The following is a 25,878-nucleotide window of genomic DNA, read 5'->3' on the forward strand; positions in this document are numbered from 1 at the left end:
TGAATGATTCAGGAACGTTCGGTTTTCAGGAACATTGGTTTTTTCTTGGTCTTTCTCTGGATCTTGGATCGTCCTGATTTTATCAGGATTGGTTTTTCTGGATCTTGTTAATTGGTTTTTCCTTGGATTGTTGGATCAGGTTTTTCTTTGGACATTGGTGTTCTTGTGAATCAATCAATCAGTAACAGTAGCAAACATATTGTTAAAATATCGACTTTGCAAGAGAATAAACGCTTGATTTAAAAATTTCAGCAATTACTTACGCAATAGTAAAACTACGTAATCGTGTAAGTGCTTGTACTTTTAGTTTCTATTTGATTCTGAATTAGAATAAATTGTAGGATGCTTTGCTAATTGAATCACCCGAAAAAACGAAAACACATGCCATTTAAGGGAAGAAAAGTACTGATCACAGGAGGCTCGCGCGGAATAGGAAAAGCTATTGCTATGCGTTTAGCAGCTGAAGGGGCCGAGATTGCAATTGTAGGAAAGACAGCTGAACCGCATCCTAAACTGGAAGGGACCATTTATACCGCTGCAGAAGACATTTCCAAAGCCGGTGCAGGTAAGGTTGTTCCTATCCAGGGCGACATTCGATATGAAGACAGTATTGAACAGATTGTAAAAACAACGATGGACCAACTGGGCGGCATTGACATATTGATCAACAATGCCAGCGCTATTAATTTATTGCCCACCGAACAAATGGAGCCCAAACGCTGGGACCTAATGCACGATATAAATGTGCGGGGCACCTTTTTTATGAGCAAGGCCTGTATTCCCGCATTAAAGAAGAGTACAAATGCGCATATCCTGAATTTATCACCGCCATTAACCCTGAACCCCGAATGGTTTGGGCGCTTTCTCGCGTATACCATAAGTAAATTTGGGATGAGTATGTGTGTGCTGGGTTTGGCAGAAGAATTAAAGCCGCATCGAATTGGGGTAAATGCCCTATGGCCAAAAACTACCATTGCTACAGCAGCCATTCAAAATATTGTGGGCGGCGATCTAATGGTGCAACGCAGCCGCAAACCTGAGATAGTAGCAGATGCTGCTTATTATCTGCTGCAACGGCCGGGGTCAGAGTGCACGGGTAATTTCTTTATTGATGAAGAGATCCTGAGTGAACAGGGGGTTACCGATTTTACGCACTATGCCGTGAACCCCTCGCAGAAATTAATGCCTGATCTTTTCTTATAAATTATAAAAAAAGGTCCCCCGATATGTCGGGGGACCTTTTTTGTTTTAATCATGGCTACAATCAGGAGGTTATTGTTTAAAGAATTGAGTCGTTCCTAATTTTTTACCTGTTTCATCTTCTACAGTAATTATATATACCCCTGGCTGTAACAGGGCGATGCCGGGAACAGGAATGTTATTCGATCCGGTAATAAGCGGACGTTGCAGTTGTTGCAAGGGTGCACCAGCCTGGTTATATAATTTAATAGTTGCAGTCAGTTTGTTGTCACTGGTGATATTTAAAGTGGCTGAGTTGGCAACAGGATTGGGATACAACCTGACGCTGGTTTTTTCATCCCCATTGCTACGGATCTGAATGATCTGTGAATAGGTATACTGCCCATCGAGGTCAACCATTTTCAGGCGATAATAATTCACGGCCGCTGCAGTAGCATCGGTAGTCTTGTATTCATTGCTGATAATGCTGGTGCCAGTGGCTTTCACTATTGTCAATGGCTGCCAGTCGGTGCTATTGGAGCTTTTTTCAACAACGAATTTATCTACATTGTCTTCCAGTGAGGTTGTCCAGTTAAGCTGAACAGCATTATTTTTAAAGATGCCATTGAAAGAAGTCAACGTAAGCGGTAAGGTGGAAGCCGGTTGAAAAGCAACACCGCCAATAAGAATGAATTGTTGGGTAGGATCGTTATCAGCGTTGCTATTATTCTGGTAATGGATCGTTACCTGATCTAATTGGGTGGTACCAAAATTAACAACCACTGTTCCACTCTGATCGGTGAGGGATGAATTAGAGCTACCCCCCACTCCGTTAGTAGGATTGGCTGTGGCCGTGTTCCCGGCTATGGTGAAAATCGTTGAGGTTGTAACCAGTTTTGAAAGCGTAGGATTGGTTACTGCTGTATTATTTTTGCTACCGGTTATAGTAACCTGATCAATATAAGTGGCTGAGTTGGTACCTGATTTATCAATATCGGCAATGTTGAATTTTACATTGGCAACAGGCGCGCTGAATTTAATGGTGATATCAGCAGTTCTGGTATTCCTGTTCCAGTCAACACCGAACCCCAGGCTTTTAGCGGTAGAATTCAACGCACTATAATAATTATGGTTTATTCCGGGAGAGGTAAATACGGTAAAACCATCGTAAGGGTCAGCGTTAGTCTGGCTGTTGGTAATAGTTACGGTTGCATTTACGCCAGAGCTACCGATGTTGTTGGCAGTACCAGTTTCATTACCATCCTTCCAACCATTTCCACTTCTAAAACTGGGTCCCCAATCGAGCGTTACTGATTGTGCAATTGTGTGTTGTACACTTAATATAAGCAGGAATGCGAGCGTGTAAACTTGTTTCATATTCACGGATCTTTTGATAGTGTGAAGTTTACAATAACGCTGCCAACTAAGGGAAAGCCCTTAATGCGCTAAAAGCTAAAACGTTATCTATGAAAAAAATTTAGCTACCGTCCTAAGGGTTTCCTCCTATGGGAAAAGGGTGTCCAAAAACGGGAATAAATTAAAAGGAAAGACCCCAACATATTAAATGTCAGGGTCTTGTATGATGTTTATTAAGAATATGATTTTTTACTCACCTGTTTTTTCAGGCCGCATTTGCGGGAACAACAGTACATCCTGGATGCTGGGTTGATTGGTCATCAGCATCACCAGGCGGTCGATACCAATTCCAATGCCTGAGGTGGGTGGCATCCCATATTCGAGGGCGCGCAGGAAGTCATTATCGATATACATGGCTTCGTCATCACCGCGTTTCAGCAGTTCAGCCTGCTCTTCAAAACGCTCGCGTTGATCGATGGGGTCGTTCAATTCACTGTAGGCATTGGCGATCTCTTTACCATTTACCATCAGTTCAAAACGTTCAACCAACCCTGCTTTGCTGCGGTGTTTTTTGGTAAGCGGGCTCATTTCAACCGGGTAGTCGATGATAAAGGTGGGCTGGATGTAATGCATTTCACATTTCTCCCCAAAGAGTTCATCAATCAGTTTTCCCTTACCCATGCTGGCTTCGGTATGAATGTTCAGCTTTTTGCACACCTCGCGCAATTCGCTTTCGTTCATATTGCTAACGTCGAAGCCGGTATGTTCTTTAATAGCATCGTATATGCTGATGCGCTTAAATGGCGCTTTGAAATCAATATCTTTATCACCTACTTTAAGTGCAGTAGTATTATGCAGGTTGAGGGCGATCTTCTCGAACAGTTGTTCGGTGATCTCCATCATCCAGAAATAATCTTTGTAGGCAGTGTACCATTCCAGCACGGTAAACTCAGGGTTATGCGTGCGGTCCATGCCCTCGTTACGGAAGTTACGGCTGAATTCATATACCCAGTCGAACCCGCCTACGATGAGGCGTTTCAGATACAGCTCATTGGCAATACGCAAATAAAAAGGCACATCCAGCGCATTGTGGTGCGTAATGAATGGGCGGGCAGCTGCACCACCAGGGATGGCTTGCAATACCGGAGTATCTACTTCCAGGGCACCCTGGGCATTTAAGAAATCACGGATGGTATTGATGAGCTGACTGCGTTTTAAGAACGTGTCTTTAACCGTTGGGTTAATGATCAGGTCCACATACCGTTGACGGTAACGGAACTCGGGATCAGTGACCGCATCAAAGGTCTCACCATCTTTTTCCTTTACGATCGGTAACGGTTTTAACGACTTAGTCAGGAAGGTGAGTTCTGTAACGTGTATAGAGGTTTCACCAGTTTTGGTGGTGAACACATACCCTTTTACGCCAACGATATCACCGATGTCAATGAGGTGTTTCCATACTTTATCGTACAGCGTTTTGTCTTCGCCGGGGCAGATCTCATCGCGCTTGATATACACCTGAATAGTTCCGGTGCTGTCCTGAATTTTGGCAAAAGAAGCCTTACCCATATCACGAAAGGCCATAATACGGCCAGCCAGGCATACATCGGCAAAATCAGCTTTATTTTCTTCACCCTTATAGTCCTGCTTTATTTTTTCGGCAGTGATATTCACGGGATAAAGCGGTGCGGGGTATGGATCGATACCCAGTTTTTGTAATTCCTGTAATTTCTCGCGTCTAATGATCTCCTGTTCAGACAAATGTTGTGTACTCATATATTTTGCAAATGCGGCTGCAAAGGTAAATAAATAAGGGGCAAGCACCAAGGCATGGCCATTTCCGGTTTTCCTGGTAACCCCCGATAGGTGGGGGCTGGCGGCACCAGGTAACTAATTAAGCGCCAGTAATACCTGCCAGGCTTCCTGCACCTTGCCTTCGTTCAGCAGCTTTTTGGCATAGGTATGTAATTCGGTTTCCATTTCTGTGGGATTTACCGAATAATATTGAAAAATGCTTTTTAGCTGGGCGTCATCAAAAGCCGGGTCAATGACCGGCATTTCGTGCACATTGCCTAACTGGCCCAGGTTATTACCAGTTAATATTTTACTGTTTTTAATAGGAGCAGGCAGCGCATCGATGCCAATGCCCAGTTTGGTATTGGGTTTTTCCACCATGAAAAGATTGGTTTCGTCAACCTTGCAATACCAGTCGCCACCGAGGCGGGCCACATGATGCAGCTTACGCTGATCGATCATCCCATTTTCATTGAGTATTTCATCGGCAATATGCATACGCAGGATCTCGCAAAGCACCAGGTTGCCAGCCCCGCCTTCGGTACCCAATGGTTTTATTTCATGCACCTTGCATTCCATTTTCACCTTGCTTTCTTTTACCATGGGTGGCTTCACCAGTGTGGCCGGTTCTGCGGTAAAACCTGCCTTGGTAAATTCGTCCACCTCTTTGGGAAATTCACAACTGGCCAAACTGGTTTGGTATACCATGTCGTAATCAACAATATTGATCACCACTTCAGGTACTTCCAGTACATTTTGCAAGCTGTGTTTGGTGGTATTATCGCGTACCCGCCGGGCCGGTGAAAAGATCACCATGGGCGGGTTGCTGGAAAACATATTGAAAAAACTAAAGGGGCTCAGGTTAACATTACCTGCCTTGTCAATGGTACTGGCAAAACAAATAGGCCGGGGCGCTATTGCATGTTGCAAATAGTTTTGCCTCAGTACGGGTGTCAGGTCTTTTAAATCAATGATCATGTTGCAGGGAATTAAACTGATTTCTTTCTGGCCAATAATGAAAAATCATCCTCTTCTTTAACGATGGTGTTGCTGAGTATACCCAGTCCGTCAATTTCCATTTCCACCACATCGCCAGGTTGCAGCCACTGTTCAACATAGTTGGGATCGTTCAGTTTACCGGTGCCATTCAGTTCTAAAAAGCAACCGGTGCCTACGGTGCCGCTGCCAATTACATCACCTGGGTTCAGGTTTACGCCATAAGATGCTCTTTCAATGATCTCGGCAAAGGTCCAGTCCATATCTTTCATGTTACCATCGCTCACCTGTTTGCCATTTACCCGGCATTGCATGCGCAGGTTGAAACTTTTACCGGTATGACCAGCTTTGGTAGGTACCTCATATTGTTGTAATTCATCCAGGGTTACCAGCCAGGGGCCGATCACTGTTGAGAAATCTTTTCCCTTGGCAGGTCCGAGGTTCAACAGCATTTCCTCCATTTGCAGACGACGTGCGCTCATATCGTTCATGATCATGAGGCCGCCAATATATTCATCGGCATCTTCGGCCCTGATGTTACGGCCTGCTTTACTGATCACAATGGCTACTTCCAACTCAAAGTCGAGTTTTTCAAAATGATCGGGCATACATTGAATATCGCCCGGGCCCTGAATACTATGGTGATTGGTAAAATAAAAAATGGGGTATTGGTCAAATTCGGGGATCATGGGCACTTTGCGATTACGGCGGGCCGCTTCCACGTGTTGGCGGAAAGCATACCCATCACGGCAGGATGAAGGAAAAGGAACGGGTGCAAGAATAGGTACGCTATTATACGCAAAGCCCTTGCTTTTAGGGATTTTCCCTTCTTTGATCATCATTTCTCCACCCAGCGCCATGGCATAAGCGTCTTCCCAGTAAACAAGGAACATACTCATATTGGGAGGCAGATCGGGGTGTAAAACTTCGGTATCATATAGTAATCCGTCTACCAGTATGGCTACACGGTCATGACCTTCGCTGAGATAAGAAACAAGTTTCATGTATGGCAGTATTTTAATGGCTGCAATTTAAGTTAACTAGTTGACTAGTTTGTTACGAGTTGACGAGTTGGCTGGTTGGAAGGGTGACTGGGGGAAAGTCTGCCGGAAAATGCGGTATAAAAAATTGCCGGGCGGTTTCAATTGTTTGTAACTTTTGCCCATGAAACAATTGGTGGTAGTAACAGCCTTGTTAGCAACAATTGGCATAGCTCATGCGCAAAACAAAACGGATAAATGGCTTGAACAGCTGATTCGGGAACAGGCCTCGCCTTTTTTGAAAGATATATTAAACCAACCCGATACGTTTCACTACCAGCTTATTTATACAAAGATCGACCGCGATAAAAATAACAAGCCTCATTTTACCAATTATTATTTCAGGGTAAACCGGAATGAATATTTTAACCCGGCCTCCATGGTTAAACTGCCCACAGCCTTATTAGCCCTGGAAAAGATCAATACCTTAAAGAAGTATGGTGTTACCAAATATACCACCATGCTTACCGATAGCGCGTATAGCCGCCAAACCCGGGTTAAATGCGATAGCAGCGCTGCCAACTATCTGCCATCTTTAGCCCATTATGTAAAAAAGGTCTTTCTGGTAAGCGACAACGACGCCTATAACCGCTTGTATGAATTTGTAGGCCAGCAACAATTGAATGAACGCTTATGGCAAATGGGGTATAAGGATACCCGCATTACCCGCCGCTTTGTTACCATGAATGAGGATGAGAACCGCCATACCAATCCTATCCGGTTTATGAAGGAAGATAGTTTGTTGTATGCACAAATTCCTTTGTTCAATCCTGATCCGTTCGACTTTCATAAGAAAATATTGATAGGCCGGGCGCATTTTAACCGGTATGATAGTTTAATAAAAGAACCCTTCGATTTTACCACGCATAATAATTTTCCATTGGAAGATATGCAACAGGTATTGCAGGCTGCTTTGTTTCCTGAAGCAACGCCCGCTAAAAAACAGTTTCATTTACAACCCGAAGATTATACATTCCTGCATCGCTATATGAGTGAACTGCCATCAGAAAGCGATTATCCGAGATATGATACTACTGAGTTTTTCGATAGTTATACCAAGTTCTTTATGTTCAAAGCCTGGAAAAGTAAAATTCCGCCTTATATGCGGGTATTTAATAAAACAGGCTGGTCGTATGGTTTCCTGACCGATGTTGCCTATATCGTTGATTTCAAGAACAAGATTGAATTTATGGTAAGTGGCAATATTTATGTGAACAGCGATGGGGTATTGAATGATGACAAATATGAGTATGAAGAAACCGGGTATCCTTTTTTTAAAGAAGTAGGAAATATTATTTACCAATACGAACTGAAACGGAAAAGAAAATATTCACCTGATCTGAGTGCCTTTCAGTTTAATTATAGCAATTAAGTGTATGATAAAGTGCCGGCTTGCCTCTATTGGTTTACTTGTTTTACTGTTAAACCTAACCGGGTTTACCGTTACAGCCCAACCGCAACAAAGTTGGGTGCGCATTAATTTATTGGGTTATAAACCTGGCAGCCCCAAGATAGCGGTGTGGTGCAGTAAAGAAAATAATACCATAACCAGTTTTTCTATTATTGATGTAACCAGTGGAAAACCCGTTTTTACAGGAAAAGCCGGTAAGGCATATGGAGGGTATGGGCCCTTTACCCAAACGGGCCGGTTGAATTTTACCAACTTCACCAAACCAGGGCGTTATTTTATAAAGGCGGGTGAGGCTACCTCGCCTGAGTTCACCATTGGGGCAGATGTGTACAAAGGTGCGGCCGATTTCTGTTTGAGTTACATGCGGCAACAACGCAGTGGCTTTAATCCTTTTTTGAAAGACAGTTGCCATACGCATGATGGGTATACCTTATACGGTCCTATGCCCGATAGCACCCATATTGATGCCAGTGGTGGCTGGCACGATGCCTCCGATTATCTGCAATATTTAACTACATCGGCCAATGCTACCTGGCATTTGCTGGCTGCAGCGCGCGATTTTCCCAATGCCTTTGGCGATGGCCATTTGGCAAACGGGTTACCTGGGAAAAATAACCAATCCGATGTGCTGGATGAAGCCCGCTGGGGTTTGAACTGGTTATTAAAAATGCATCCCCGTAAAGACTGGTTGTTTAATCAGATTGCCGACGACCGAGATCATCATGGAATGCGCTTGCCCAAAGAGGATAGTTTTTATGGTCGTGGCTTTGAACGGCCGGTCTATTTTTGTACAGCCACTCCTCAGGGTTTTGGGAAATATAAGAACCGGTCAACCGGTCTGGCTTCCACTGCTGGCAAGTTTGCCAGCGCGTTTGCTTTAGGGGCTGAGTTATTTAATGATACTTTATTACAAAGCCGGGCATTGTCGGCCTGGACATTGGGCGTTGAAAAGCCTGGTGTTTGCCAAACGGCACCGGGGCGCTCGCCTTATTTTTATGAAGAAGACAACTGGACAGACGATATGGAGCTGGCCGGCGCCGCACTTGCCCACCTGAACAGGGCCAATAAAAAATACCTGGGGGCGGCAAAAACATATGCAAAGGGCGAAACTATAACACCGTGGCTGGGTGCTGATACGGCCCGGCATTATCAGTGGTATCCTTTTATCAATATCGGGCATTACGAACTGGCAAAATTGTCAACCGGTACTGAGCGTGCTACCTTGATAAATTTTTATAAACAGGGAATTGAACGGGTATGGCAAAAGGCCCGGCAGAATGCTTTTTACCGGGGCATACCGTTTATCTGGTGCAGTAATAACCTCACCACTTCCTTTGCCATACAATGTTATTGGTACCGTCAGTTGAGTGGTGATACCAGCTATAGCGAACTGGAGCAGGCTTGTTTTGACTGGTTGTTGGGCTGTAATCCCTGGGGCTCCAGTATGGTTTATGGGCTGCCTGCTGGTGGTGATACGCCGGCCGACCCACACTCGGCTTTTACTCATATAGGGCATTACCCCATTAATGGCGGGTTGGTTGATGGCCCGGTGTATGGGTCAATTTATAAAAGTCTGATCGGTATCACCCTGAACGAACCCGATGAATATGCCGACTTTCAAAGCGACCTGGTAGTGTATCATGATGACTATGGCGATTACAGTACCAATGAACCCACCATGGACGGTACGGCATCGCTTATTTATTTACTGGCAGCCAAAGAAATGGGCAAATCACAACAAACGCCTGTTACTTATGATCATGGCGCTATAACGCGGGGAAGTACTGCCAAAAAACAACTGGCACTTGTTTTTACCGGCGATGAATATGCAGATGGCGCTGCTTATATTGCCCGGTTTTTACAACAGGAAAAAATAAAGGCTTCTTTTTTCTTTACGGGGCGGTTTTATCGCAAGGCCGCCAACAAACAGATAATTGGTCAATTGAGAAAACAGGGCAATTATCTGGGGCCTCACTCCGACCAACACCTGGTGTATTGCGATTGGAACCAACGTGACAGCCTGTTGGTGACGCAAAAGCAATTTGCCCATGACCTGGCCGACAATTATACTGCTATGGCTGCGTACAGCATTAATAAAAAAGAAGCATTATATTTTCTGCCACCGTATGAATGGTATAATGATACGATTGCCGCCTGGACTAAACAAGCGGGCTTACAATTGATAAATTATACACCAGGCACTTATAGCAATGCGGATTATACTACACCCGATATGAAGAACTACCGGAGCAGTGCGGCGATATTAGATTCAATTATTAATTATGAACAACGAAGCGCCACGGGGTTAAATGGCTTTGTATTATTGATACACATAGGTTCGCATCCTGCCCGCACAGATAAATTTTATTACCAGCTTCCGGCGCTGATCAATTATCTCCGCCAAAGAAGTTACACATTGACCACCGTCAGAGATCTCTTACGATAACAAGAAAATGTAGAAAAATTTCCCTAACGGTTATTACTATTATTTTTAATAGTAGCCTTCTCAAATAATTTTTAGTCTTCCCTAAACCATTTTTTCATTAGGTGGTTATAAATATTGCATCAACTTTTCCAACCAAGTGAGTACCCTGGCAAGCATTTATTTAAGATAGGATAAGATCATACAATGATTTCCTGATGGAAAAGGCAACCAAACCACGCTATGCGAAGAATGGCGATGAAGTCATTTTTCATCAATTGCGTCAGGATGTGAGTATTCTTGTACAGCAATTGGAACCAAAACGACGGGGCAGCATTTTATTAAAGGCAGTATTTTTCCCCGCCATTTATATATTGACTTATACAGTCATACTGGTAGCCGGTAACCAGCCAGGGATCTTTTACACCGGTTATTTCCTATTGGGTGTTTTCCTGGTGATGATATTCCTGAATATCATTCACGATGCGGTCCACGGCACCATTTTCCCAGATAAAAAATTAAATCAATGGTATGTTTACCTGTTCGATCTGATGGGAGCGAATAGCTTTGTATGGCGACAGCGGCATATTCGTTTTCATCACAACTATCCCAATGTGAATGGATGGGATACCGATATTGAGCAGAGTGACCTGGCACGTATTTTCCCTACAGGCAGCGCGCTACCCATTCACCGGTATCAGCATATTTATTTGCCGCTGTTGTATCCCTTATACCTTTTCAACTGGTTGCTGGTACGGGATTTCAAAGACTTTTTTAATAAGAAGAAAACCATTTGGAAACTGGTTACTATTCCCAAAGTTGAATATGTAAAATTGTTTGTATTCAAGGCATTCTTTTTGTTATACCTGATAGTGTTGCCCAAAATGATTTTGCACATAACCTGGTGGCAGATAGTATTGGGGTTTGTAATAATGTTATTTACTGCCAGCGTATTTTCATTGATGGTGTTGTTAAGCCCTCATGCCAATACGAGTTCTGAATTTCCTTTGCCGGATGAAGGTAATAGCCTACCGCATAACTGGATGATGCATATGCTAACGACTACCAATGACGTTACCAACGATAACTGGTTCATCAGGTTTTTTATGGGCTGTTTTAATTATCATGTGGCGCATCATTTGTTCCCGAACGTTAATCATATTTATTACCCCGAAGTAACCGGATTGTTAAAAAAGTATGCAGAGCAATACAATCTACCATACCGGCAGTACTCATTGGGGGTTTCATTAAGCAAACATTACCAGTTGTTGAAAGAGAATGGTGTTACAGAGGATATTTTTGAAGAAACTATGTAATTTTGCCCTTAATCACCCGGTTTATGAAATTTGAGAAGATACATAATAAAGGACAGGCACGGTTATTTCAGAACCAATACCTCGAAATGCTCACCAAAACACACCCCCTGGTTATTTGGGGAATGTATGTTCCGGTGATCATTTACATGCTCTATTACAGTCATGATCACTTTGGCTTCACTCCATTGCGCATTACGGGTACATTCATGGGTGCGCTGCTTTTCTGGACATTCTTTGAGTATATCGCGCATCGTTTTCTATACCATTGGGTGAGCGAAAGCCCCCGGGTACAGAAGTTTGTATATACCATGCATGGCAATCACCATCATTATCCGCGCGACAGGGAACGGTTATTTCTGCCGCCGGTACCCAGCCTTATAATGGCATCGGCCATTTTTGGTCTTATGTACCTGGTGATGCGCGAGAATGTGTTTATGTTCTTTCCGGGTTTTATTTTAGGTTACCTGTTATATGGCAGTATGCATTATGCCATTCATGCGTGGAACCCGCCTTTTAAATGGATGAAACCGCTTTGGCGCAATCACCACCTGCATCATTATAAAAATGAGAATAAAGGCTATGGGGTTAGTACTACTATCTGGGACAGGGTCTTTGGTACCATGTTCGATCTGAAAAAGGAAAAAGAAGATAAAGAGAAGGTGAGAGACCTGATGTTTAAAAACTAAAACGTTATCTAAGAGATTTGAATAAAAAGATGCCCCGGCTGTATGGTCGGGGCATCTTTTATTTGTTACCTGAATATGTAGCGGTAAGTTCGGTGTATTTTATCCTGTTTGGCGCCCGTAGCTTCGTGCAGGGCGATCATCTTATCGTTAAAGTCGCCCACCCAGGCCAGCTCAACACCCGTGATGGTATTACGCGGCAATACCTCCAGCTGCAGACAGCGAATAAGCGCCGATTCAATACCATGGTTCTGGAACTTTTTCTTGCAACCCATAATGATGATCCGCAGTCTTTCAACCTTCATGGTTTTTGAGTACCAGAGGAATTTTAGCTTACCCCACAGGTTTAGTTTGCCGTGTACGTGTTTTAAGATCTGGTTTACATCGGGCAAACAAAGCACCACGGCAATAGGTTCATCTTTAAAGTAAGCGAACCAGATGATCTTTTCATCCATAATGGCCTTCATTTGCCGGAAGGACTCCTTAATGGTACCCATTTCAATGGGAGTGAAGTTTTCGAAATTGCTCCAGGCGTCGTTATAGATCTCGCGGAAGTCAGCGGCGTACTGGTCAAACTTCGACTTGTCGAAATGCCGGAAGCTATAATCCGGTTTCTTCATTACCCAGTCGGCGATCTTGGTGAACCGCTCAGGAAGGGGCGTAGTGGCGTCTAAAAAGTTGGTGAGCTGATCGTATAGTTTGGTAAAACCATATGATTCAAAAAAGTCTTTATAATAGGGTGGGTTGTAATTCATGCCCAGGCTGGGTGGTTTAAACCCGTGGATGAGCAGTCCCCAGTATTTATCATTCTCGCCAAAATTTATAGGGCCGTCCATGGCTTCCATGCCTTTGCTTTTGAGCCAGGTTTTGGCTGTATCGAGCAAAAGAAAGGCGGCTTTTTCATCCTGTATACATTCAAAAAAACCAACCCCGCCCGTTGGTTGGGGGTTCTTATGAGATTTTTCGTAATTTATAAAGGCGGCAATACGGCCAATTATAAGGCCGTTTTTATCAGCCAGTAACCAGCGGTTTAAAAGGCCATGGGAAAAAAAAACGTTACGGGAAGGGTCAAAAATAGCTTCCACATCACTATCCAACGGACAAATCCAGTGCGGATCGTATTTATATAGTCTTTTGGGCAGGTCAATAAATGCTTGAGCCTGTTTCCAATTGGCTACCTCTATCAGGTTCATGAAGCGAACTTAGGAATTATTCACCATTTATCGTCATCCGGAATGTTGTCACGGGTTTTGAATTGTGCCCGCATTTGTTGTTTTTGGAGCTGCCGCTCAATTATCAGCCTGGCAATCAAAAGCCCGGCATCCTCATCAGCCTGCTGTTCCAGGGTTTGTTTAAGGGTGTTTTCAGAAATATCGATCCGGTATAATATGTTTAAAAGCCGTGCAAAATCTCTTTGTATCAACTGGTTTATGCCTTCTGCGAGAGCTTCCGCCAGCTGTTGTTTATCATTTGTAACAGGAAGGTTAAAATCACCGCTCAGCTGCTTTTGTATTAAAGGGACATTTTCTTCAGGCTTTTGCATAAGTGTGTAAATAAGTTCATTTTACATAAAAAAATTATCTTGTATCGTCAGCACCCCGTTAGTCACCCGAATAAATATTTACGGGCGGTTTTATTCTTGTGACACCAATTGACTAAATTTACACAGGGATACACCAGGAGCGAATGGTGTATTCTAAAGCATTCATTGACCCTCACACTTCATAACATTTTAACCTTATTCTCCGGACATGCGTTGGAGTGCTGGGATAATTGTATGCTTTTTATTTTTATGTACCTGTGTTCAGGCACAACGGCCCCGTTATGGCAGCATCAAAGGTACGGTTATAGACTCATTAAGTCGTGGTTCGGTTGAGTCCTCTTCGGTAACTGTTTATCTGTCAAAAGATTCTTCGCTTGTTAATTATGCGCTCACCACCCGCAAGGGCGAATTTACCGTTACAGACATTCCATTGAGCACGCCCTGTTTTTTGGTTATTACCAACAGGGGGTATGAACCTTTTACCAGGGCCCTCAACCTGGCGCCTGATACCAAAGTTCAACTGCTTGATACCATTCTGCTGGTAAAAGTATTCAATGAATTAAAAGCGGTAACAGTTACCGCGCTCAGACCGCCGGTATCAGTAAAGCCTGATACCCTTGAGTTCAATGTGGCTTCTTTTAAGACCATGCCCAATGCAATGATTGAAGACCTGATAAAATTATTGCCGGGTGCGGAAGTTGACAGAGACGGAAACGTTACCATCAATGGCAAAAAGGTAACGAAGTTAATGGTTGACGGCCGGGAATTCTTTGGCGGTGACCCCAGGGTAGCTTTGAAGAACCTACCCAAAGATGTTATTGATAAACTACAGGTGGTTGATAATAAAAGCAGGGAGGCGCGCTTTAATAAAAGGAACGATGGCAATGAAGACCTGGCAATAAACCTTACGCTGCGAAAAGAGGCGCAAAAAGGATGGTTTGGAAATTTGAGTGCCGGTTATGGTACCGATGAGCGCTATGAAGGATCGGGAATGATCAACTTCTTTAATGGCAGTAAACAGTTCAGCGTTATTGGGAATGTAAACAATACAAATCGCGGAAGTATTTCCGGTGGTGATTTTAATATTTCCACCAGCAGCAGTACGCTCGATGGAGGCGGGGGCGGTTTAACCCGGGCTGGTTCGGGCGGTCTGAACTTTAGTAATAATATTGGCAGCCAGATTAAATTGAATGGAAGTTATTTTTACAACAACAGCCATAGCGAGAACCTTTCAAAATCGCAACGACAAAACATTTTACCGGACACTACATTCTTTTATAATTCCGATAATAACAATATTTACAATGGGGGGAATCATCGTTTATCGCTGAATGCAGATTATAACATTGATACTCTGACAGAAATTCACATAAGCACCAATTTAAATGCCAGCCAAAATGATGGGGTAAACAGTAAATTGGCCAATTCAAAAAGCGAATCAGGAAAGGTCATCAATACCAGCGAGAATACCTATAGTACAAAAGATGATGGGAAGAACATCAACACCGAGTTCTTTATCAGTCATCGATTTCACAAACCAGGCAGGGGCATCACATTTGGCTTGAATTATAGTTATAACGGCCAGTCAAGTTTGAGTGATAATATAGGTCAGAATGATTACTACAAATTGGGGTTGATTGATAGTACAGACCTGGTAAACCAGCGAAGCAATGGTAAGAACACGGGTAAGGTATTGACGTTTTCAGCCACTTATTCTGAACCATTGAATAAGTATGTCAATCTTATAATCCGCTATAATTATTCGCTTAATAATAATTTTTCAGACAAGGTCACTCACCGGTTTGATACAACTACTGGTAAATACGACCTGGAAGACGCTGCCTTTACCAATGCTTTTCGTAACACCAATATTTCGCAGACGCCTGATGCAAGTTTTACGCTTAGCAAGGGTAAATACAATGCCGCCATTGGAGCGGGCTTACAGTTTTTAACACAGGACAATCTTACCATTACTACAGGAGAGCTGTTGCATCAAAATTATATGAACTTCACGCCTACTGCCAACATGGGATTTAATTTTAGTAAAAACGGCAGTGTGAACATTTACTACAATGGCCGAAGCCAGCAGCCATCCATTTATCAATTACAACCGGTGCCCGATAACAGTAACCCTTTGTATGTGCAATTGGGTAATCCCGATCTGCGTCCTTCTTTTTTTCATAACATAAATCTGCAGGTACGCGAATCAAACGGGAATAACTACTGGTTTACCGGGCTGGGATTTAATACTACTCAAAACCAGGTCATAACGCAAACCTGGTTTGATGATGTGGGAAAGCAGTACAGTCAACCGCTGAATGTACAGGGGAATTATGGCATGTCTGGCAACGTACAATACAGCAGGACCTGGAAGCAAAGAGAGTTGATGTTGCGAATGAACCTGGGTACCAATGGCTATTATAACCGCAATAATACATTTTCAAATAAGGAATTTGTAAATTCCAATTCGTATAGTGTGAGTCAGTCTTTGGGTTTGACCTTTACTTATAAACAGGTATTGAGCATTATGCCCACTTTTAATATCCGGTATAACAAGACCCGTTATTCAATTCAATCAATACAGGACGCCTCCTTTAATACAAAGACACTTTCACTGAGCGCTTTCTGGAACCAGCCTAAATGGCTGATACTGGAAAATAATCTGCAGTATAATTATAACAGTCAAATAGCACCAGGCTTTAATAAAAGCGTTACCATGTGGAGTGCGGCTGCCAATGTTTTACTCTTCAAAAAGCAACAGGCGATGTTACGGCTGGCTGTATATGATATTTTAAAACAGAATGTGGGCGTATCGCGTAGCATTTCACAAACCTTTATTGAAGACCACCAAAGCCAGGTTTTGCAACAATACTTTTTGTTAAGCTTTATTTACAATCTGAGAAAGTTTGGTACGAAGTAATAAGGGGGGAGGGTGAGTCTACCTCGTTACTTAAGATGCGCCTAATTAAAACTTTTCTACTACGCCCAGTCCAAACAGGGCAAAATCATATTTCACCGGGTCATTGGGATCCAGTTTACGCAGGTGGGTCGTAAGCTCGATGGCCGCTTGCCAGTCGATCTGTTTTCTTGGCAACAGGTTAAACCGTTTGGCCACGCGGGCCACGTGCAGGTCAATGGGGCAGATCAGTTGTGCAGGCGAAATGTTTTTCCAAATACCAAAATCAACACCACTATTATCGGAGCGTACCATCCAGCGCAGGTACATATTCAACCGTTTGCAGGTAGAGTTTTTTTCTGGTGTGGCAATGTGTTTACGGGTACGGGCCGGCACATGTTCCAGTGAAAAAAAGTAGTGATGAAAACTGGTCAATCCATTTTCAATGGTGTCATCTGTTTTTTCCATACCAAGTGTAAATGCACTTTCAAGGCTGGGATGTTTTAAATAATGGAATTGTAAAAACTCAATAAAGTACAACAGATCGGTAGTGTTAAACGTGCGGTGTTTGAATGACAACAACTTTTTAAGTTCGTTGTCGGTATGATGTAAAATGAACTGATGCGGTGCCATGTCCATGGACTGCATCAGTTCACGTGATTTTTTTATAATGATGGTGCGGTTGCCCCAGGCGAATACAGCTGCGAAAAAACCTGCAATTTCAATGTCGGCCTGTTGGGTAAATAAATGCGGTATTGAAACAGGATCATCTTTAATGAACGAAGGCTGGTTGTATTCCTCCGTTTTACGATTCAGGAAATCTTTTAAAGATGGCTGTTTCATGCGTTAATAGCTTATTTGAGAAGTTATAGTATTACCGTTCATCAATTATCCTATAGCTGCTTTGAGGTCGTCTATGAGGTCCTCTGCGTCTTCAATACCCACACTTAATCTGATCAAAGAATCACTGAGGCCATTCTTTATACGTTCTTCGCGTGGTATGGACGCATGGGTCATTGTAGCCGGGTGATTGATCAATGACTCCACTCCGCCAAGGCTTTCGGCAAGTGAAAATACTTTGGTAGAGGATAACAATTTCATGGCTGTTTCCACGCTGTCATCTTTTAAAGTAAAGCTGATCATTCCGCCGAAGCCACGCATTTGTTTTTTGGCAATTGCATAACCCGGATGATCGGGAAAGCCGCACCAATAAACATGTCCTACTTTAGGATGATTGCGTAAGAACTGCGCTATCTTTTCTCCATTCTCACAATGGCGTTGCATGCGTACATGGAGGGTTTTAATGCCGCGTAATACTAAAAAGCAATCCATGGGACCGGGCACAGCGCCACAACTTTTTTGAATAAAATACAACTGGTCACGCAGGGCCTGATCATTCATAACAAGCGCACCCTGAATAACATCACTATGTCCGCCCAAATATTTTGTAGCCGAATGCATCACAATATCGGCACCCAGGTCGAGCGGGTTTTGCAAATAAGGAGAGGCGAAGGTGTTGTCTACACACAGCAGTATGTTATTGGCTTTTGCAATGGCTGCTACTGCGGCAATGTCAACAATATTGATCAGCGGATTGGTAGGCGTTTCTGTCCAGATCAGTTTTGTGTTCTTATTGATATAAGGCTTGATGTTGGCTGGATCCTGCATATTCACATAATGGAATTTGAGGCCAAACTTTTCAAATATTTTAGTGAACAGGCGATAGGTACCACCATACATATCATTGGCTGCGATCACCTCATCGCCGGGTTGTAACAATTTAATAACGGCATCGGTGGCGGCAACGCCACTGCTGAATGCCAGTCCGTACTTTCCATTTTCAATTACGGCCAGGGCTTCTTCCAACGCAAAGCGGGTAGGGTTTTGAGAGCGGGCATATTCAAACCCTTTGTGTTTACCAGGTGCGGTCTGCACATAAGTGGAGGTTTGGTAAATTGGTGTCATGATAGCCCCGGTTGATGGATCTGGTTCAGCACCGGCATGTATGTATTTAGTTCCTTCTTTCATAATTACTCTTTCTAAATGAATGATTTAATGTATGGCCTATGATATAAGTTACAAAGATGCAGAATTAATGGCAGCTAGTACACAAACAAAGATTTTAACGTCGTTTACAATCCAGCTTTCCAGTTTAACAGAAGCTTAACCTGTTGTTTGAAATTAAGTGAAACATCCTGCAAACCGTTAGTCAGCCTGCATTTGACGTGATAAGTGATAATACTTATCATTGCAAAATGTGCGAAATTGTTCGTATATCTTGTCATGACCCTCCCGCCGGTACTAATTGTCTTGACTTCCGCTTTGCTTCACTATACTTTTGATCCATCATTTCACGCACATAAAAGTATTAGCCATGAAAAAAGTGATAGCCATTCTCACCGCTGCGCTCATAGCAGGCAGCACGTATGCATTTGTTCCATTTGATCCGAACGAGAAAGTTCTGAAAGCATTCAATGAAACTTTTAGCACTGCCACTGAAGTTCGTTGGGAAGAATTTCCCAAATACTTTGCTGTTAGCTTTGTAAGCGGCGGCATCAGGTCTAAAGTAAATTACGACAAGGAAGGGAATATGATCAGCTCCCTTCGTTATTACAACCCACAACTGCTGCCATTGTACATTTTGAATAAAGTAAGTACGGAAAATTCAAAGAAGAAATTGTTTGGCGTAACAGAAGCTACTGTTGGTGGAAACATACTTTATTACATCAAGATGGAAGACAATAACAACTGGTATACCTTGAAAGTTGATGTAGATGGTAACACCCAGCTGATAGAAAAGTATAAAAAAGTATAAGCTAAAGGTTGGTTACACCTTGAGGGGTTGGTTATGTGAAAGCAGGCTATTCTCTCAAGGTGTTTTTTATAAATTTTAGCGCAGTAACTGACCGGCCACTAAATAGCGCCAGTCGTAATTGTCAGCCGCGTGGGCCTCTTGCGGCTGAATTTTTTTATGTATGACCTGCTCTTTCAGAATGCCCTGTTTTACGAGCGTTCGCTTCGATTCATGAATATATTCCTGTAACCGCGCATCATGCATCCATTGTTGCTGGGGTGGTTCAAAACCTATTTTATCTGTTCGCCAGGCCAAACCGGCTGGCAGTTTAGGTTCCATGCTTTTTCGCAGCAACCATTTTGTATAACCATCGCGCATTTTAAAACGTGCAGGTATGGCAAACAACAGCTGAACCAGTTCGTGCGATAAAAAGGGAAGCCGTACCTCAATACCATGTGCCATGGAGTTTCTATCGGCATACCGCAGTAATTCTTCCAGTCCGTTTACAAAGGTGTTGTAATAAAGAATGTTGTTCAGTTCTTCAAAATGAGCAATGTCGTAATACGATTCACCATGCTCGTATACAAAGTCGGTATTCAGATCGTTTTGCCGAAGTTGTTGGCGCGCCCGTTGCCGGCGCAGGTACCATCCTGCGTAGGCGGGCATGGCTGCTGCCAGCTTATTTTTTAAGCCCCAGGGTTCTGTAATACCTAATGATCTTGCCTGGTTTAATTCATGGTATAGCGCGCTTTTATTATCTCTGAACAATTGCTGCCAGTACCAGTGATAATATTTATGATAGCCGGCCAGTATTTCATCGGCGCCCTGCCCATCGAGCAATACAGTAACCCCTTGCTGACGGGCCAGTTCATACACATAATACTGGGCCATTATGCTGGCCGATTGAAAAGGCTCTTCCTGGTGATAGCATATTTTTTCAAAATCATGAATAATACGGTCTGCATTGGGTTGAACCGCATGATTTTGTGTAGTGAAATGATCTGATACTTTTTTGATCCAGCCCGATTCATCCTGTTTAAACCCCGGGAATATGGCCGAGAAGGTTTTGTATTGCCTGGGTGCCATGCTTTGAATGGTGGCCAGCACACAGGAACTATCCAATCCACCGCTTAACGAAGTGCCGATTGGCACATCACTTCTCAATCTTCTTTGTATCGATTGGGTGAACAGATCATTGAACTGGCTTATAGCCTGTTGATCGGAAATTGTTTCATCAATAAAGTCTTCGTCAATATTCCAGTATAGTGAGCGGGTAAGACGCTGTTCGGGTAAATGGTATTCAATGAAAGAACGCGCTGGTAGCTTATTGATCTCCGTATAAAAGGTCTCTTCGGCAGCGGCCGGGTTTTGCGTATATCCAAGAGTGAAGTAATTGAAAAACATTTTTTCATTCATCTGTTTTTCAATGCCCACGGCCCACAGGGCTTTCATTTCGCTGGCAAATACAAACTGAATATCATCGAAATAATAAAAAAATGGTTTTTCACCAAACCGGTCCCTTGCTGCAAACAGCGTTTGTTCCTGTTCGTCCCAAATGGCAAAGGCGAACATGCCATCAAAATATTGCAGGCAGTTAGATCTGTAACAATCATAGGCGGCCATTATTACCTCGGTGTCGCTCTGGCTGTGAAAGGAATATCCCTTTTGACGCAGGGTTTCCTTTATTTCCAGGTAATTGTAGATCTCGCCATTGTGAATTATGGTATACCGGCCCAGGTAATGCATGGGCTGTGCACCGGCGGCACTCAGATCAATGATAGATAATCGCCGGTGGCCAAAACCTATGGTATGGGCCTTATTTATCCAGTGTCCTTCTCCATTAGGGCCACGGTGAGCCAACGCCTCTGTCATTTTCGTTAGGCGTTGTACAGATAACAGATCGGGTTGATGGGTTAAGATGCCTGCAATACCACACATGTCAACAAGATAACAATTACCAGGTAATCGGCAAGGTGGCTTTTACACTATCCCATTCCATACTTAATTGCATGCCCTTGCCGGCTTTTTCAAACTCCATGGTAAAGAGCTCATAAGGGAAGCGGGTTTTGGAAACGGGGATGGTAAATTTATATTCGTCTTTTGAGGAATCGATCTTCAGGCCCCAGGTGTACAGATCGGTATTCAGCACCAGTGTCCACTTGGCTTCCTGGGGAATACAGTAAATAACGTAACGGCCTTTTGAAACCTTTTTATCGGTAATGATTACATCCTTAAAGAACTCAATTTCAGTGGCCTCATTGGCACCGAGGCGCCAAACTGAGCCATATTTTATAAGATCACCAAAGATGGTACGGTTGTTTTTTTGTGGCCTGCTGTAGATAACACGGGCAACGGGTGGTTCATTTAAGGAACCTGTCATTTTTAATTTGGGATAATCTACCGGATAATAGGCCATATCCATAGGCGATTTATCCAGCCCGGGTTGCAGGTCTTTTTCAACCGGTTGATTGGCAGTATTGTTGGGGTTGATGGTTACGGAATTAGAACCCGAAGTGGTGGGCCCGTCGCAACCAATAGTAAAAGCTATCAGCCCGAGAATACAGCAAAGTTTTATAAGGTGCCTGGTTTGGTACATGATTTTATTTTATAAAGGTGATCGGCAAGGTGGCTTTTACATTATCCCAGGCCATTATCATATTAGCGCCTGAATCGGTTTTATCGAAAAGCAAGGTAAAAGCCTCAATTGGGTCCTGTTGTTTTTCCAGTTTAACATCGGTACGTAGCACATCTTTTTTATCGTCGTATTGAAACGCGCCCCAAATATCAGTTTCCTTATTGAATATCAGGGTCCACTTATCCTGAAAAGGAATGGCGTACATACTGTATCGGCCTTTTTTCAGCCGGGCATTATCAATTTTTACATCTTTATACAGTTCAATTTCAGTGGCTTCGTTAGCACCTAACCGCCAAACTTTGCCATATTCGATCAGGTCACCAAAAACACTCCGGCCGTTTTTTTGCGGGCGGCTGTATAAAACACGGCACAACAGGGGCTCTGTGGCTTTATTCTGAATTTTCAGAATGGGGAAATTGACCGGGTAGTAGCTCATGTCCATGGGCGATTTATCCAGGGCCGGTGCTTTAAATTGTGCTTTTACGGTTGAATTGATTAAGGTTAGTCCAAGAATTAAAACCACCAACTGCTTCATCTGCGTTTTATATTTTAGAAATTAAGACTATTAAATTCAGGCAATCCCCTACGATTGTAATTAATCGGCAAAAATAAAAGTTAGAAAGATTCCCTGCTAACACTTATTTCTCATTAAACGTTCTGGAAGGAAAAATTCCTTCGGGTGGGCGTAATTTTTAAAAAGATTTTAATCGGGTAAGTGGGGAGTGCGCCTTTACATATTTTGCAGGGTGCTCAGAGCGAACTGATGCAGGGAGGGAAAAAAGGCGGTATAGTATTGTTGCAGCTGCTGGTAGTTCTCTTCAAATAATTTAAAGGCCGTTTGGCTGTCGGTTAAATAAGCGGCCCGGTGGACCACCCCTTCAAAGCTTCGTTCAATACCCAGCCGGGTACGGTAGTTATATAGCCAGTTATGCCGTTTCATATAAGGAAACAACTGTTTGAACGGTTCTGGCGAAACATCCAGGTATTTGTCCAGGGAAAGGTATACCTGCTGTGAAAACTCAGACAGGGAATCGTCGGTAAATTGTTGAATGTCGTTGGCCAGAAAATGATCGTAGGAAACATCGATAAAGGCGGAACTATAAAGCCGGTAATGGGGTTTAAAAATATTTTTGGCTTCCCGGGTAGCGGCATGTTCATCGGTAAAAGAATCGATGGCCCGGTGTAATAGGATCCCTTTGCGCACTTCTTCGGGATACTGATATGCCTGCTTCCCTTTTACAAAATCGCTGAAAAGATTTCCTGCCAGTATAGCAGGCTGATTAAAAGACAAATATGCGTGCGCCAGATAGTTCAAATGTGTACAATTGAGGTATTGACAATATAGCGTTTTACAACGGTTTTTAGTAATAAAATTGAAAAAAGAATTAATAATATTTCCTTTTTAAGTCCTGCTTAATTTCCACAACTCCATTTTAACGATCGATTAACCCTGTTTTAAGAAATATTTAAACAATTGGCTGCAACGCTTAACCAGACTGCATTTCAGTGGGTGCATTAACAATCTGGCCGCTATTTTGTTTAACCTGAATTAACACAGGCTGCCATTAGTCATAAATTTCGTGCGGTGAGTGTAACCTCTGTTACTTTTGTGTCGACTAATCAATAGAGCATCCGTTTAGTCAATCAGTTTAAAAGTATAGCCATGAAAAAGTTTGTTGCTTCGCATATAGTATTGTGTAACCGGTTCGGTTATGCAAATTGTATAACAGGTATGCTTTAGTAGCCAGTAAAAAAAGAATTTCCGTTACCTGTAACAATTTTTGAAAAGCAGCTACATATATTTCATACCGCTTCAAACAATAATTTAAAAATTTTAAAACAAACCGGGCTGGCATCCAAATAGCCAGGATGACCCATATTGCCCGGACTCATTTGAACCAAGTAAAAAAATAGCATCATGAAAAACAAAATCCTCATTGGCATCTTCGTATTATTAACTAGCATCAGCAGTGCATTTGCCAATGGTAAAGAAGAAGTAAATGAAAGAATTATTAAATCTTTCGAGAAAGAATTTGCAGGCGCACAAAATGTGCAATGGTTAACCACAAAAGACTTTGTAAAAGTAACCTTTATCCTGAATGAACAGGTTGTATATGCGTTTTATGAGCAAAATGGTAACCTGTTAGGAGTAACCCGCAATATAGTATCGGGCCAGTTGCCTATAAGCCTGCTCACTGACCTTAAAAAGAATTACAGCACACACTGGATAACCGATCTTTTTGAAATGGCTTCCAATCATGAGAATGTGTATTACGTAACGCTGGAGAATAGTGACCAGAAGCTTGTACTAAAATCAAACGGCACCACAGGCTGGGAAGTGTTTAGAAAAGAAAGGAAATAAAATTAATAGTCAACGGTTTTCTTATAGTTGGTTTTAGTTGGAAAGAAAAGGCTCTCCGATTCATCGGGGAGCCTTCATATTTAGAAGTATGAAGTAAGAAATAGGAAGTACGATGTTATCCGTTTTTCCTACCTCTTAATTCATGCTTCTTACCTCACACTTTTCAGGAGACTAAGCAACAATATTTGTCTATTGCTTATCCTTTTGCCAATTGGCAATTGGCCTCCGATTCCCTACCTTTGGCGCCATAAAAAAACTGATCATGAGCAAAGGACCTGTTTCTCAATTTATACAACATCATTACCGGCATTTTAATGCAGCTGCCCTGGTAGATGCGGCCAAAGGTTATGAGACCCATTTACTGGAAGGTGGAAAAATGATGGTTACACTGGCCGGTGCTATGAGTACTGCCGAGTTGGGTGTTTCTCTGGCTGAAATGATCCGCCAGGATAAGATACAGATCATCAGTTGTACTGGTGCCAACCTGGAAGAGGATATCATGAACCTGGTAGCTCATGATCATTACAAACGCATTCCCAATTACCGCGACCTTACCCCGCAACAGGAGTGGGAATTACTGGAGCAGGGTTTGAACCGCGTTACCGATACCTGTATCCCCGAAGAAGAGGCATTTCGCCATATTCAGCATAATATAGTTAAACTGTGGAAAGACGCTGATGCCAGAGGCGAGCGCTATTTCCCCCATGAATTTATGTACAAGCTGCTGCTGAGTAAGGTAATGGAAAAAGATTACCAGATAGACCCCAAAGACAGCTGGATGATTGCCGCTGCTGAAAAGAATCTGCCCCTCATCGTGCCAGGCTGGGAAGACAGCACCATGGGTAACATCTTTGCCTCTTACGTAATCAAAGGTGAAATGAAAGCTACCACCATGAAAAGTGGTATTGAGTATATGGTTTACCTGACCGACTGGTATCGTAAGAACAGTGGCGGTAAAGGCGTTGGATTTTTCCAGATCGGTGGTGGTATTGCCGGTGATTTCCCCATTTGCGTGGTGCCCATGATGTACCAGGACCTGGAATGGCATGATGTTCCATTCTGGAGCTATTTCTGCCAGATCTCCGATTCTACCACCTCTTATGGTTCTTACTCCGGAGCGGTACCTAATGAGAAAATTACCTGGGGTAAACTGGATATAAATACCCCGAAATTTATCGTAGAAAGTGATGCTACCATCGTAGCTCCCCTCATATTTGCCTATATCTTAGGCTGGTAAAAACTATTAATCGCTTGTTAACTGGCCCTCTGATGCACATCGGGGGGCCTTTTTCATTGTAATTTTATTAAAGCGAGGGCGGCCGGTTTCCCTATTAAAAAAAATTTTCATGATAAGGGTCATCCTGATAGGGGCTTTTGTAAATAACCGGTTTTATTAGCTAATTGAGCGGGTGGACCAATTTCACCTGGTTCATTATTCAACATTTTCAGAC

General features: G+C 42.9%; 21 protein-coding genes. 9 read left to right on the forward strand and 12 right to left on the reverse strand.

Annotated features, from left to right (window positions below; genetic code table 11):
* Window positions 1-381 precede the first annotated feature (381 nt).
* Window positions 382-1,203: an SDR family oxidoreductase gene (locus J7I42_RS06710; RefSeq protein WP_209138001.1), complete on the forward strand. Its 822-nt coding sequence runs from the start codon at window positions 382-384 to the stop codon at window positions 1,201-1,203.
* A 69-nt stretch (window positions 1,204-1,272) separates the two neighbouring features.
* Here the strand turns inward: J7I42_RS06710 and J7I42_RS06715 are convergent, their stop codons facing one another.
* The 4 genes from J7I42_RS06715 to J7I42_RS06730 all read right to left on the reverse strand — a co-directional run bounded on the left by J7I42_RS06715 (window position 1,273) and on the right by J7I42_RS06730 (window position 6,329).
* On the reverse strand, window positions 1,273-2,556 hold the full coding sequence (locus J7I42_RS06715; protein WP_209138002.1) for a T9SS type A sorting domain-containing protein: 1,284 nt from the start codon (window positions 2,554-2,556) through the stop codon (window positions 1,273-1,275).
* A gap of 228 nt (window positions 2,557-2,784) precedes the next feature.
* Window positions 2,785-4,311 (reverse strand): lysine--tRNA ligase, encoded by a 1,527-nt coding sequence (gene lysS / locus J7I42_RS06720; protein ID WP_209138003.1) that lies wholly within the window; start codon window positions 4,309-4,311, stop codon window positions 2,785-2,787.
* Window positions 4,312-4,425: 114 nt separating this feature from the next.
* Window positions 4,426-5,307 carry a flavin reductase family protein gene (locus tag J7I42_RS06725; RefSeq protein WP_209138004.1) on the reverse strand — a complete coding sequence of 294 codons (882 nt, stop codon included), beginning with the start codon at window positions 5,305-5,307 and terminating at the stop codon, window positions 4,426-4,428.
* Window positions 5,308-5,318: 11 nt separating this feature from the next.
* On the reverse strand, window positions 5,319-6,329 hold the full coding sequence (locus tag J7I42_RS06730) for a fumarylacetoacetate hydrolase family protein (RefSeq protein WP_209138005.1): 1,011 nt from the start codon (window positions 6,327-6,329) through the stop codon (window positions 5,319-5,321).
* Window positions 6,330-6,489: 160 nt separating this feature from the next.
* On the opposite strand from J7I42_RS06730, the gene J7I42_RS06735 reads away from it, so the two are divergent.
* The 4 genes from J7I42_RS06735 to J7I42_RS06750 all read left to right on the forward strand — a co-directional run bounded on the left by J7I42_RS06735 (window position 6,490) and on the right by J7I42_RS06750 (window position 12,200).
* Complete coding sequence (locus J7I42_RS06735) at window positions 6,490-7,737, forward strand: serine hydrolase (protein ID WP_209138006.1); 1,248 nt, start codon at window positions 6,490-6,492, stop codon at window positions 7,735-7,737.
* A 4-nt stretch (window positions 7,738-7,741) separates the two neighbouring features.
* Window positions 7,742-10,222, forward strand: a complete 2,481-nt coding sequence (locus J7I42_RS06740) for a glycoside hydrolase family 9 protein (RefSeq protein ID WP_209138007.1) — start codon at window positions 7,742-7,744, stop codon at window positions 10,220-10,222.
* 194 nt (window positions 10,223-10,416) lie between these two features.
* The gene (locus J7I42_RS06745; RefSeq protein ID WP_209138008.1) at window positions 10,417-11,514 is read left to right on the forward strand and encodes a fatty acid desaturase family protein; all 1,098 of its coding nucleotides are present in this window, start codon (window positions 10,417-10,419) and stop codon (window positions 11,512-11,514) included.
* A 23-nt stretch (window positions 11,515-11,537) separates the two neighbouring features.
* On the forward strand, window positions 11,538-12,200 hold the full coding sequence (locus tag J7I42_RS06750; RefSeq protein WP_209138009.1) for a sterol desaturase family protein: 663 nt from the start codon (window positions 11,538-11,540) through the stop codon (window positions 12,198-12,200).
* 65 nt (window positions 12,201-12,265) lie between these two features.
* Here the strand turns inward: J7I42_RS06750 and J7I42_RS06755 are convergent, their stop codons facing one another.
* A complete protein-coding gene (locus tag J7I42_RS06755; protein WP_209138010.1) occupies window positions 12,266-13,390 on the reverse strand; it encodes a hypothetical protein in 1,125 nt (374 codons plus the stop codon).
* Between the two features lie 20 nt (window positions 13,391-13,410).
* Entirely contained in the window at window positions 13,411-13,740 is a 330-nt protein-coding gene (locus tag J7I42_RS06760; RefSeq protein WP_209138011.1) for a hypothetical protein, read from the reverse strand.
* 208 nt (window positions 13,741-13,948) lie between these two features.
* Here J7I42_RS06760 and J7I42_RS06765 point away from each other — a divergent pair, with 208 nt between their 5' ends.
* Entirely contained in the window at window positions 13,949-16,660 is a 2,712-nt protein-coding gene (locus tag J7I42_RS06765) for an outer membrane beta-barrel protein (protein WP_209138012.1), read from the forward strand.
* 45 nt (window positions 16,661-16,705) lie between these two features.
* Here the strand turns inward: J7I42_RS06765 and J7I42_RS06770 are convergent, their stop codons facing one another.
* Both J7I42_RS06770 and J7I42_RS06775 read right to left on the reverse strand, forming a co-directional pair.
* The gene (locus J7I42_RS06770; RefSeq protein ID WP_209138013.1) at window positions 16,706-17,479 is read right to left on the reverse strand and encodes a TIGR02757 family protein; all 774 of its coding nucleotides are present in this window, start codon (window positions 17,477-17,479) and stop codon (window positions 16,706-16,708) included.
* A gap of 45 nt (window positions 17,480-17,524) precedes the next feature.
* Window positions 17,525-18,664, reverse strand: coding sequence for a cystathionine gamma-synthase (locus tag J7I42_RS06775; protein WP_209138014.1), 1,140 nt, complete (start codon window positions 18,662-18,664; stop codon window positions 17,525-17,527).
* A 346-nt stretch (window positions 18,665-19,010) separates the two neighbouring features.
* On the opposite strand from J7I42_RS06775, the gene J7I42_RS06780 reads away from it, so the two are divergent.
* Window positions 19,011-19,451, forward strand: coding sequence for a hypothetical protein (locus tag J7I42_RS06780; RefSeq protein ID WP_209138015.1), 441 nt, complete (start codon window positions 19,011-19,013; stop codon window positions 19,449-19,451).
* A 75-nt stretch (window positions 19,452-19,526) separates the two neighbouring features.
* Here the strand turns inward: J7I42_RS06780 and asnB are convergent, their stop codons facing one another.
* The 4 genes from asnB to J7I42_RS06800 form a co-directional block, all read right to left on the reverse strand.
* Window positions 19,527-21,368 (reverse strand): asparagine synthase (glutamine-hydrolyzing), encoded by a 1,842-nt coding sequence (gene asnB, locus J7I42_RS06785; RefSeq protein WP_209138016.1) that lies wholly within the window; start codon window positions 21,366-21,368, stop codon window positions 19,527-19,529.
* 16 nt (window positions 21,369-21,384) lie between these two features.
* Window positions 21,385-22,026 carry a DUF2911 domain-containing protein gene (locus J7I42_RS06790; protein WP_209138017.1) on the reverse strand — a complete coding sequence of 214 codons (642 nt, stop codon included), beginning with the start codon at window positions 22,024-22,026 and terminating at the stop codon, window positions 21,385-21,387.
* Between the two features lie 4 nt (window positions 22,027-22,030).
* The gene (locus tag J7I42_RS06795) at window positions 22,031-22,600 is read right to left on the reverse strand and encodes a DUF2911 domain-containing protein (RefSeq protein WP_209138018.1); all 570 of its coding nucleotides are present in this window, start codon (window positions 22,598-22,600) and stop codon (window positions 22,031-22,033) included.
* 195 nt (window positions 22,601-22,795) lie between these two features.
* Window positions 22,796-23,380, reverse strand: coding sequence for an acyl carrier protein phosphodiesterase (locus J7I42_RS06800; RefSeq protein WP_209138019.1), 585 nt, complete (start codon window positions 23,378-23,380; stop codon window positions 22,796-22,798).
* A 603-nt stretch (window positions 23,381-23,983) separates the two neighbouring features.
* Between J7I42_RS06800 and J7I42_RS06805 the strand changes: the two genes are divergently transcribed.
* Window positions 23,984-24,427: a hypothetical protein gene (locus J7I42_RS06805; RefSeq protein WP_209138020.1), complete on the forward strand. Its 444-nt coding sequence runs from the start codon at window positions 23,984-23,986 to the stop codon at window positions 24,425-24,427.
* A gap of 262 nt (window positions 24,428-24,689) precedes the next feature.
* The gene (locus J7I42_RS06810) at window positions 24,690-25,664 is read left to right on the forward strand and encodes a deoxyhypusine synthase family protein (protein WP_209138021.1); all 975 of its coding nucleotides are present in this window, start codon (window positions 24,690-24,692) and stop codon (window positions 25,662-25,664) included.
* Window positions 25,665-25,878 lie beyond the last annotated feature (214 nt).

Origin of the sequence: Niastella soli (assembly GCF_017742245.1) — a bacterium.
GTDB lineage: Bacteria > Bacteroidota > Bacteroidia > Chitinophagales > Chitinophagaceae > Niastella > Niastella soli.

What these genes read in the sequence shown, in the direction of transcription:
- J7I42_RS06775 (WP_209138014.1), bottom strand. Translation starts at nt 18,664, where the DNA reads ATGAAAGAAGGAACTAAATACATACATGCCGGTGCTGAACCAGATCCA.
- J7I42_RS06735 (WP_209138006.1), top strand. Translation starts at nt 6,490, where the DNA reads ATGAAACAATTGGTGGTAGTAACAGCCTTGTTAGCAACAATTGGCATA.
- J7I42_RS06740 (WP_209138007.1), top strand. Translation starts at nt 7,742, where the DNA reads ATGATAAAGTGCCGGCTTGCCTCTATTGGTTTACTTGTTTTACTGTTA.
- J7I42_RS06765 (WP_209138012.1), top strand. Translation starts at nt 13,949, where the DNA reads ATGCGTTGGAGTGCTGGGATAATTGTATGCTTTTTATTTTTATGTACC.
- J7I42_RS06710 (WP_209138001.1), top strand. Translation starts at nt 382, where the DNA reads ATGCCATTTAAGGGAAGAAAAGTACTGATCACAGGAGGCTCGCGCGGA.
- J7I42_RS06745 (WP_209138008.1), top strand. Translation starts at nt 10,417, where the DNA reads ATGGAAAAGGCAACCAAACCACGCTATGCGAAGAATGGCGATGAAGTC.
- J7I42_RS06810 (WP_209138021.1), top strand. Translation starts at nt 24,690, where the DNA reads ATGAGCAAAGGACCTGTTTCTCAATTTATACAACATCATTACCGGCAT.
- asnB (WP_209138016.1), bottom strand. Translation starts at nt 21,368, where the DNA reads ATGTGTGGTATTGCAGGCATCTTAACCCATCAACCCGATCTGTTATCT.
- J7I42_RS06725 (WP_209138004.1), bottom strand. Translation starts at nt 5,307, where the DNA reads ATGATCATTGATTTAAAAGACCTGACACCCGTACTGAGGCAAAACTAT.
- J7I42_RS06780 (WP_209138015.1), top strand. Translation starts at nt 19,011, where the DNA reads ATGAAAAAAGTGATAGCCATTCTCACCGCTGCGCTCATAGCAGGCAGC.
- J7I42_RS06730 (WP_209138005.1), bottom strand. Translation starts at nt 6,329, where the DNA reads ATGAAACTTGTTTCTTATCTCAGCGAAGGTCATGACCGTGTAGCCATA.
- J7I42_RS06805 (WP_209138020.1), top strand. Translation starts at nt 23,984, where the DNA reads ATGAAAAACAAAATCCTCATTGGCATCTTCGTATTATTAACTAGCATC.
- J7I42_RS06715 (WP_209138002.1), bottom strand. Translation starts at nt 2,556, where the DNA reads ATGAAACAAGTTTACACGCTCGCATTCCTGCTTATATTAAGTGTACAA.
- J7I42_RS06795 (WP_209138018.1), bottom strand. Translation starts at nt 22,600, where the DNA reads ATGAAGCAGTTGGTGGTTTTAATTCTTGGACTAACCTTAATCAATTCA.
- J7I42_RS06760 (WP_209138011.1), bottom strand. Translation starts at nt 13,740, where the DNA reads ATGCAAAAGCCTGAAGAAAATGTCCCTTTAATACAAAAGCAGCTGAGC.
- J7I42_RS06750 (WP_209138009.1), top strand. Translation starts at nt 11,538, where the DNA reads ATGAAATTTGAGAAGATACATAATAAAGGACAGGCACGGTTATTTCAG.
- J7I42_RS06770 (WP_209138013.1), bottom strand. Translation starts at nt 17,479, where the DNA reads ATGAAACAGCCATCTTTAAAAGATTTCCTGAATCGTAAAACGGAGGAA.
- J7I42_RS06755 (WP_209138010.1), bottom strand. Translation starts at nt 13,390, where the DNA reads ATGAACCTGATAGAGGTAGCCAATTGGAAACAGGCTCAAGCATTTATT.
- lysS (WP_209138003.1), bottom strand. Translation starts at nt 4,311, where the DNA reads ATGAGTACACAACATTTGTCTGAACAGGAGATCATTAGACGCGAGAAA.
- J7I42_RS06790 (WP_209138017.1), bottom strand. Translation starts at nt 22,026, where the DNA reads ATGTACCAAACCAGGCACCTTATAAAACTTTGCTGTATTCTCGGGCTG.